The following is an 8,123-nucleotide window of genomic DNA, read 5'->3' as shown; positions in this document are numbered from 1 at the left end:
CACCCAACGCACCGAAGCCCTGGCAGACTTCCTCCACACCTACAACCACCACCGCAGCCACACCGCACTCGACGGCCAACCACCGATCACCCGTGTGAACAACGCTTCAGGTCAATACACCTAGGGCCTGCCTCCCCGATCGTTGCGCGGCCGGGGCCACCTCCCGCCCGAAGGGTGAGGAAGGCGCGTTACGGACACGCCCCAGGGCCTGCCCCCGCCGGAGTCACGCGGCCGGTGGCACCGCGCGGGCCGCCTCGGCGGGCACACCCGCGTACCCGGGTTCGCGCGCACTTCCCGCCGCCCGGGCGCGTGCTGACGCGGCACGGGAAGCGGCACTTGAAGCGGCACGTGAAGCGGCTCGTGTAGGCAAGGCCGCGCGCCTGACGGCCCCCTTCTGCCCGGCCTCGGGCAGAACCCAGCCGCAACGCCCCTCCACTGCATCCGCAGGCCGCCCCAGTCGCGAAGAGGGGGTGTCGCAGCGATCGGGCGACCGTCCTGCCGAGGCCGCGGTCTCGGCACGTCGGCACGTCGTCACGTCGGCACGTCGTCACGTCGTGGAGGGCGGTCCCGCCGTAAGGAATCTGACGGGATCCGAGGGCCGGATTCGCATCACGGCCAATCCGGAGGCCGACCGGCTCCGGATCACCTGTGACAGCCCTGTTCCCGGCCCGCGGAGGAGTCCATGGCACGCACGTTCCCGGCAGCGTCGCAGATACCGGAACCGGAGGCGCGGAGCGGGCTGCGGCGCACCGCCGTGGTGGGCAGCGGCGTGGCGGGGCTGACCGCCGCCCACATCCTGGCCGGTACCCGCCAGGTCACCCTGTACGAGGCCGACGACCGGCTCGGCGGGCACGCGCACACCCACCGGCTGACCTCGGCGCTCGACGGCCGGGTGCACCACGTCGACTCCGGGTTCATCGTGCACAACCGGCGCACCTACCCGAACCTCCTGCGGCTGCTGCGCGAACTCGGCGTCGCCACGCAGGAGTCGGAGATGAGCATGTCGGTGCGGTGCGAGGGGTGCGGCCTTGAGTACGCCGGGGCGCGCGGCCCGGCGGGCCTGTTCGCGCAGCCCCGCAACCTGCTGCGCGGCCCCTACCTGCGGCTCCTCTCGGAGGTTCCGGCGTTCTACCGGGCGGCCCGGCGGCTCCTCGACTCGGGCGCCGAAGTCAGCCCCACACTGGGCGAGTTCCTCGACCGGGAGGGCTTCTCCGGCTACTTCCGGGCCCACTTCATGACCCCGATCGTGTCGGCCGTCTGGTCCTGCGACGCGGAGACCGCCCAACGCTACCCGGCCGCCTACCTGTTCCGGTTCCTCGCCCACCACGGCATGCTGTCGATCGGCGGCTCCCCCGTCTGGCGCACCGTGAGCGGCGGCTCGCGCACCTACGTCGACCGGATCGCGGAGCGCCTCCCCGAGGTCCGCACCGGCACCCCCGTACGGGCCGTGCGGCGCCACACCGACGGGGCCGAGGTCACGGCGGAGGACGGGACGACCCGCTCGTACGACTCCGTGGTGATCGCGGTCCATCCCGATCAAGCGCTGCGCCTGCTGGCCGACGCCACTCCGCGGGAGAAGGAGGCCCTCGGCGCCTTCCGGTACTCCCGCAACTCCACGCTCCTGCACACCGACACCGCGCTGCTGCCGCGCGCTCGCGGCGCGCGGGCCTCGTGGAACTACCTGATGCCGTCGTGCGCGGCGGGCGCGGACCGGGTGCGGGTCAGCTACGACATGAACCGGCTCCAACGCCTCGACGCCGCCGAGACGTTCGTGGTCACCCTGGGGGGCGAGGACCGGGTCCGATCCGGTCGTGTCCTCGCGCGGATGGTGTACGAACACCCCGTCTACACCCCCGAATCCGTGGCCGCCCAGCGGCAGTTGCCCGGACTGAACAGCCCGGTCTGCGCGTTCGCGGGCGCCTACCACGGCTGGGGCTTCCACGAGGACGGCTGCCGTTCCGGCGTGGAGGCCGCCGCCGCGCTGGGGGTGAAGTGGTGAGCACCGTACCGGCGTTGTACCCCTGCACGATCACGCACGTGCGCGCCTCGCCCCGGCGGTACGCCCTGCGGCACCGCACCTACCTGTGGTTCGTGGACCCCGACCGGCTGCCGCGGCTGCCCCGCCCGCTGCGGCCCCTGGCCCGGTTCGACCCGCGGGACCACTTCACCGGCGACCAGCCGTCGATCCGGGCCGGCCTGGACGCCTACCTCGCCGAGCGCGGCATCGGCCTGGACGGCGGACGCGTGCTGATGCTGACGCAGGCGCGCGTGCTCGGGTACGTCTTCAACCCGCTGACCGTCTACTGGTGTCACGGCCCCGGCGGTGACCTGCGGTGCGTGGTGGCCGAGGTGCACAACACGTACGGCGGCCGCCACTGCTACCTGCTGCGTCCGGACCCGGCCGGCACCGCCCGTACCGACAAGCGGTTCTACGTCTCCCCGTTCTTCCCGGTCGACGGCCACTACAGGATGCGGCTGCCCCCGCCCGAGCAGCGGCTCGACCTGACGGTGCACCTCGACCGCGCGGAGGGCCGGGCCCTGACCGCGACGGTGCGCGGCACCCGGCGCGCGGCGGGCCCGCTGCCGCTGCTGCGGACGGTGCTGCGCCACCCCTGGGCCCCGCTCGTCGCCGCGGCCGCGATCCGGGTCCACGGCATCCGCCTCTACCTGCGCGGACTGCCGGTCCAGCCGCGCCCCCATGACCCTCGCACCCCGGAGAACGTGACATGACGACAGCAGAACCCGCTACGACACCGCAGCGGGCCGACTTCGCCGTAGACGCCGTAGAACCCGACCGATGGCCCGAACGGTGGCCCGACGTCGTCGCCGTTCCGCGGGTCTCACGGCCCCGTGCCGCCGTCGCCGAGGCCGTCGTCCGGCGTGCCCTGCGGCGGCTGCCGCTGCAGGCCCGGTTCGCCGGTCCGGGCTCGGCCGGTCCGGGCTCGGCAGGTCCGGGCTCGGCAGGTCCGGGCCCGGCGAGTCCGGGCCCGGCGGGTTCGCGCACCGTGGGCCGCGGCGGGCCGCTCCTGGAGGTGCACGACCCGAAGGCGTTCCACGCCCGGATCGGCGCGCACGGCCTTGTCGGCTTCGGCGAGTCGTACATGGCGCGGGAGTGGGACGCCCCCGACCTGGTGGGCGCCCTGACGGTGCTCGCCGGGCACGCCGCCGGCCTGGTCCCGGCCCCGCTGCAACGGCTGCGTCCCCTGTGGGCGCTGCGGCAGCCCGAGGCGGAGCGCAACACGGCCGACGGTTCCCGCGCCAACATCAGCCGCCACTACGACCTGTCCAACGACCTGTTCGCCCTGTTCCTCGACGACACCCTGAGCTATTCCGCCGCGCTCTTCCGGGACTTGCCCGCGAGCTGGGACCTGCTGGCCGCCGCCCAGCACCGCAAGATCGACCGCCTGCTCGACCTGGCGGGCGTCGGCGAGGGCACCCGGCTCCTGGAGATAGGCACCGGCTGGGGGGAGCTGGCCCTGCGCGCCGCCGCGCGCGGCGCCCGGGTCACCTCGCTCACCCTCTCCCGGGAGCAGCGGGCCCTGGCGCGCGAGCGCGTGCACGCGGCGGGGCTCAGCGACCGCGTCTCCATCGAGCTGTGCGACTACCGCGACGCGCGCGGCACGTACGACGCCGTCGTGAGCGTGGAGATGATCGAGGCGGTCGGGGCCGAGTTCTGGCCCGTGTACTTCCGTGCTCTGGACGCGTTGCTCGCGCCCGGCGGCCGGGTCGCGCTCCAGGCCATCACGATGCCGCACGAGCGGATGGTGGCCGCCCGCACCACCTTCACCTGGATCCACAAGTACGTCTTCCCGGGCGGCCTGATCCCGTCCGTCCGGGCCGTCGAGGACAGCGTCCGCGACCACACCGGGCTGACCGTCGCCCGCCGTGACGCGTACGGCGCGCACTACGCCGAGACGCTGCGGCTGTGGCGGGAGCGGTTCGCCGAGCGGAGCGAGGAGGTCGAGGCGCTCGGCTTCGACGCGACCTTCCGCCGGATGTGGACCTTCTACCTCGCCTACTCCGAGGCCGGTTTCCGCTCCGGCTACCTGGACGTCCAGCAGTACCTGCTCACGAAGGAGGATGCCGCGCGATGACCCCTCTCCAGGCCGCCGCCCCCCGCTCCGGCGCCGCCCACCGGCTCGCCGCCCTCGCCGCGGACGCGCTCGGCGGCTCCCTGCCGATCCGGCTGCGCGCCTGGGACGGGAGCGAGGCGGGACCGGCCGAAGGCCCCGTGGTCGTCGTACGGTCCCGGCGTGCCCTGCGGCGCGTCCTGTGGCAGCCCGGCGAACTGGGGCTCGCGCAGGCGTACGTCACCGGTGAACTCGACGTCGAGGGCGACCTCGCCGAAGGGCTGCGCGCGATATGGACCGCGGCGCGGGCGCACGGACTGCACCCGCCCCGGCTCACCGCCCGGGCGCTCGCGGCGGCCGTACGCCTAGGCGTCGTGGGGCCACCGCCCGCCGCCCCCGCCTCCCAGGCCAGGTTGCGCGGCGGGCTGCACAGCAAGGCGCGTGACCGGGCCGCGATCAGCCACCACTACGACCTGTCCAACGCCTTCTACGCTCTGCTCCTCGACGACACGATGGCGTACTCCTGCGGCTTCTGGGCGTCCGAGGACGCCGCGTTCACTCCGGCCGACGCCCAGCGCGCGAAGCTGGAGCTGATCTGCCGCAAACTCGCCCTGCGCCCGGGGGCCAGGCTCCTTGACATCGGCTGCGGCTGGGGATCGTTCACCCTGCACGCGGCGCAGCGGCACGGCGCCCGCGTCACCGCTGTCACGCTGGCGCGCGAGCAGGCGGCGTACGTACGGGAACGGGTGCGGGAACACGGCCTCGGCGACCGGGTGGAGGTGCTGTGCCAGGACTACCGGGACATCGCGGGCGGTGGCTTCGACGCCGTCGCGACGGTCGAGATGGGCGAGCATGTCGGCGACGCCGAGTACCCGGCGTTCGCCGCCGCCCTGCACCGGCTCGTCCGGCCGTCCGGGCGTGTGCTGGTGCAGCAGATGTCACGCGGCCGGAACGCCCCCGGCGGCGGGCCGTTCATCGAGGCGTACATCGCCCCGGACATGCACATGCGCCCGCTCGGCGAGACGACCGGTCTGCTGGAGGCGGCGGGGCTGGAAGTCCGGCACGTCGAGTCGCTGCGCGAGCACTACGCCCGCACGATCACCGCGTGGCACCGCACCCTGGAGGAGCGCTGGGCGGCGTTCGTACGGCTTGTGGGGGCTCAGACCGCGCGGGTGTGGCGGCTGTACCTGGTCGGCGGGGCGCTGGCGTTCGAGGAGGGCCGGATGGGCGTCGACCAGATCCTGAGCGTGCGGCGCGACCAGGACGGCGACAGCGGCATGCCGGCCACGACGCACCCCTGGTACGAAGGGCTGGACCGGACGTGAACGACTTCCCGTGGGCTGCGTTCGCCCTCAACCTCGGCCTGGCCGCCGCGGCGGCCCTCGTCGTCATGCTCGGCACGTTCGCGCTCGCCGTGCGCCGTGGCCTGCACCGGATCGTGGACATCGCCTGGGGCGTCGGCTTCACCGCGGTGGCCCTGGTGACCTTCGCGGCCTCCGCCGGGCACGGCGACCTGGAGCGCCGGGTCCTGGTCACCGCCCTGACCGCGGTCTGGGGGCTGCGCCTTGCCGTGCACATCGCCCGCCGCGGCCGGGGCCACGGCGAGGATCCGCGCTACGAGGCCATGCTGGCCAAGGCCTCCGGCAACCGGAACGCGTACGCCCTGCGGATGGTGTATCTGCTCCAGGGCGCCCTGGTCTGGCTGGTGTCCCTGCCCGTCCAGGCGGCGCAGTACGTACCCGGCGGCCTGTCGCCCCTGGCCTGGGCCGGCGTGGCGCTGTGGGCACTCGGACTGTGCTTCGAGGCGCTCGGCGACGCCCAACTGGCACGGTTCAAGGCCGATCCGGCGAACAAGGGCAGGCTCATGGATCGCGGGCTGTGGTCGTGGACCCGGCACCCCAACTACTTCGGCGACTTCTGCGTCTGGTGGGGCCTGTTCCTCCTGGCCTGCGACGAGCCCGCGGCGGCGGCCGTGTCGCTCGTCTCGCCGGTCGTGATGAGCCTGCTCCTGACGCAGGGCAGCGGGAAGCGTCTCCTGGAACGGCACATGCGCGACCGCCCCGGCTACGCCGAGTACGCCGCCCGTACCAGCGGCTTCTTCCCGCGCCCGCCGAGGCGAGGATGAGCGGCCCGCCGCCCGGTCCCCCGCCCCGTGGCGCACTCCGGCCATGGCGCCTGCCGGACCGGCCCCGGGCCGCCGTGCTCCTGCTGCACGGCGGGCGTGCGGACGGCCTGGCCCCCTCCCGCCCCTGGCACCTGGCCGCCCTGCGCATGCGCCTGTTCGAGCGGGCGATCTCAGCGGCGCTCCCGCGCGAGGACGTGCTCCTTGCGCGGGTGCGCTACCGGCACCGCGGCTGGAACGACGACCGGGCCGATCCCGTACGGGACACCCTGGACGCGCTCGGTGAACTCGCCGTCCTGACAGGGCCCGTGCCCACCGTCCTTGTCGGTCACTCCATGGGGGCCAGGGCGGCGCTGCACGCCGCGGGCCACCCTCAGGTGCGCGGCGTGGTCGCCCTGGCGCCGTGGTGGCCTCCCGGCGAGCCGACAGATCAGCTGACGGACCGTCATGTCGTGGTCCTGCACGGCGCCCTTGACCGCGTCACCTCACCCGTCGAGGCCGCCGCCTGCCTGCGGCGCGCGCGGAGCTCGACGGCCCGTGCGGCGATGGCCGTGATCCGCGACGGCGACCACGCGATGCTCCGCCGCCACCGCTTCTGGCACCACACCACCGCGGCCGCCGTCGCCCACCTCATCGCGCCGACCGACCGCCCGGACCCGCTCCCAGCGGAGTGCTACGAAGCGGCGGACGCTCCGGTGCTGTAGGGCCCGTCGGCCGTGGACAGGTCCCCGTCGAACGGGCGCCGAACGGGCGCCGAACCGGCCGGCGAGCCCCTCACGCCGGAGGCGTTCATCGAGACCGTCGTGACCCAGTCGGGCTAACGGAGAGTCAAGTCACGGGAATGTAACGGGAGATGGCGGGTACGTGCGGTGCACACCGCGCTCTCACCCGGAGGGCGCCCTCCGCATACGGGAGCGACGATGGCAACCCAGGTCAGCCACACCAGCACCCCCACGGCCCCGCACGCCGAGCGACATACCGCCGGCCCCGGCAGCCCCGCGGAACTGCCGGGCCGGCACGATCTGCCGTCACTCTCCGACACCGCGCGCCTCCCCGCCGAGGAGATCCGCCGTCTCTCCAAGACCCTCTTCGCCCGCCTCGAAGCGCTCGAAGAGGGCACGGAGGCCCATGCGTACGTACGCAACAGCCTGGTCGAACTCAACCTCAACCTCGTGCGCTACGCCGCTCGCCGGATGCGACCGCAGGCGGAGTCGTGGGACGACGTGGTCCAGGTCGGCACGATCGGGCTGATCAAGGCCATCAACCGCTTCGAATTCCACCGCGGCGTCGAGTTCCCCAGCTACGCGCTGCCGACCGTGATGGGCGAGATCAAGCGCTTCTTCCGCGACACCAGCTGGTCCGTACGCGTCCCGCGCCCGCTGCAGGAACTCCACTTCGACCTGGCCAGGGCGACGACCGCGCTGGAGCAGACCCACGGCCACCCCCCGACACGTGCCGAACTCGCCGCACACCTCGGCCGCACCGAAGTCGAAGTCGCCGAAGGCCAGGCCGTCGCGCGCAGCTATCTCCCCGCCTCCCTGGACCTGTCCGTCGACGGCGCCGACTCCGACGACACCCTCGCCGACCACCTCGGCCACCACGACCCCGAACTGGCCCGCGTCGAAGCCGTCCACGTCCTCAAGCCGCTCATCGCCGCCCTCCCCGAGCGCGAACGCCGGATCCTCGCCCTCCGCTTCGTCGGCGACCGGACACAGCGCGAGATCGGCGCAGAGGTCGGCCTCTCCCAGATGCACGTCTCACGCATCCTGACCCGCACCCTGGAACGCCTGCGCGCCGAACTCGACACCAAGTGCTAGATGATTGAGTCCGATGTCTGGGCTGGTCGCGACCATGGCGAAGGGCGCCCGTTGGCCTGAGTGTGACTTCCGACCTGGACGCCCTTCTGGCGGCACTGTACGTGTTCATCGACG

The 8,123-nt window shown here is 73.6% G+C and carries 7 protein-coding genes and 1 pseudogene; all 8 read left to right on the top strand.

The window, feature by feature from the left end; translation table 11 throughout:
* Positions 1 to 124, top strand: a pseudogene (locus tag RCO28_RS39085) (IS481 family transposase); the annotation flags it as partial.
* A gap of 558 nt (positions 125 to 682) precedes the next feature.
* Positions 683 to 1,999: an FAD-dependent oxidoreductase gene (locus tag RCO28_RS39080; protein WP_308946176.1), complete on the top strand. Its 1,317-nt coding sequence runs from the start codon at positions 683 to 685 to the stop codon at positions 1,997 to 1,999.
* The gene (locus tag RCO28_RS39075; RefSeq protein ID WP_308946175.1) at positions 1,996 to 2,730 is read left to right on the top strand and encodes a DUF1365 domain-containing protein; all 735 of its coding nucleotides are present in this window, start codon (positions 1,996 to 1,998) and stop codon (positions 2,728 to 2,730) included. The genes RCO28_RS39080 and RCO28_RS39075 overlap by 4 nt, the downstream gene beginning before the upstream one ends.
* Positions 2,727 to 4,094: a class I SAM-dependent methyltransferase gene (locus tag RCO28_RS39070; protein ID WP_308946173.1), complete on the top strand. Its 1,368-nt coding sequence runs from the start codon at positions 2,727 to 2,729 to the stop codon at positions 4,092 to 4,094. Before RCO28_RS39075 ends, RCO28_RS39070 begins: the two co-directional genes overlap by 4 nt.
* Positions 4,091 to 5,395, top strand: coding sequence for a cyclopropane-fatty-acyl-phospholipid synthase family protein (locus tag RCO28_RS39065; protein WP_308946171.1), 1,305 nt, complete (start codon positions 4,091 to 4,093; stop codon positions 5,393 to 5,395). The genes RCO28_RS39070 and RCO28_RS39065 overlap by 4 nt, the downstream gene beginning before the upstream one ends.
* Positions 5,392 to 6,195: a DUF1295 domain-containing protein gene (locus RCO28_RS39060; RefSeq protein ID WP_308946169.1), complete on the top strand. Its 804-nt coding sequence runs from the start codon at positions 5,392 to 5,394 to the stop codon at positions 6,193 to 6,195. The genes RCO28_RS39065 and RCO28_RS39060 overlap by 4 nt, the downstream gene beginning before the upstream one ends.
* Before the next feature lie 74 nt (positions 6,196 to 6,269).
* Positions 6,270 to 6,896 carry an alpha/beta fold hydrolase gene (locus tag RCO28_RS39055; RefSeq protein WP_308946167.1) on the top strand — a complete coding sequence of 209 codons (627 nt, stop codon included), beginning with the start codon at positions 6,270 to 6,272 and terminating at the stop codon, positions 6,894 to 6,896.
* A gap of 216 nt (positions 6,897 to 7,112) precedes the next feature.
* Entirely contained in the window at positions 7,113 to 8,009 is an 897-nt protein-coding gene (locus tag RCO28_RS39050; RefSeq protein ID WP_308946165.1) for a SigB/SigF/SigG family RNA polymerase sigma factor, read from the top strand.
* Positions 8,010 to 8,123 lie beyond the last annotated feature (114 nt).

Origin of the sequence: Streptomyces sp. LHD-70, assembly GCF_031157275.1 — a bacterium.
In the GTDB taxonomy this organism is placed as follows: domain Bacteria; phylum Actinomycetota; class Actinomycetes; order Streptomycetales; family Streptomycetaceae; genus Streptomyces.
This window is presented reverse-complemented; position numbering and strand designations above follow the sequence as displayed.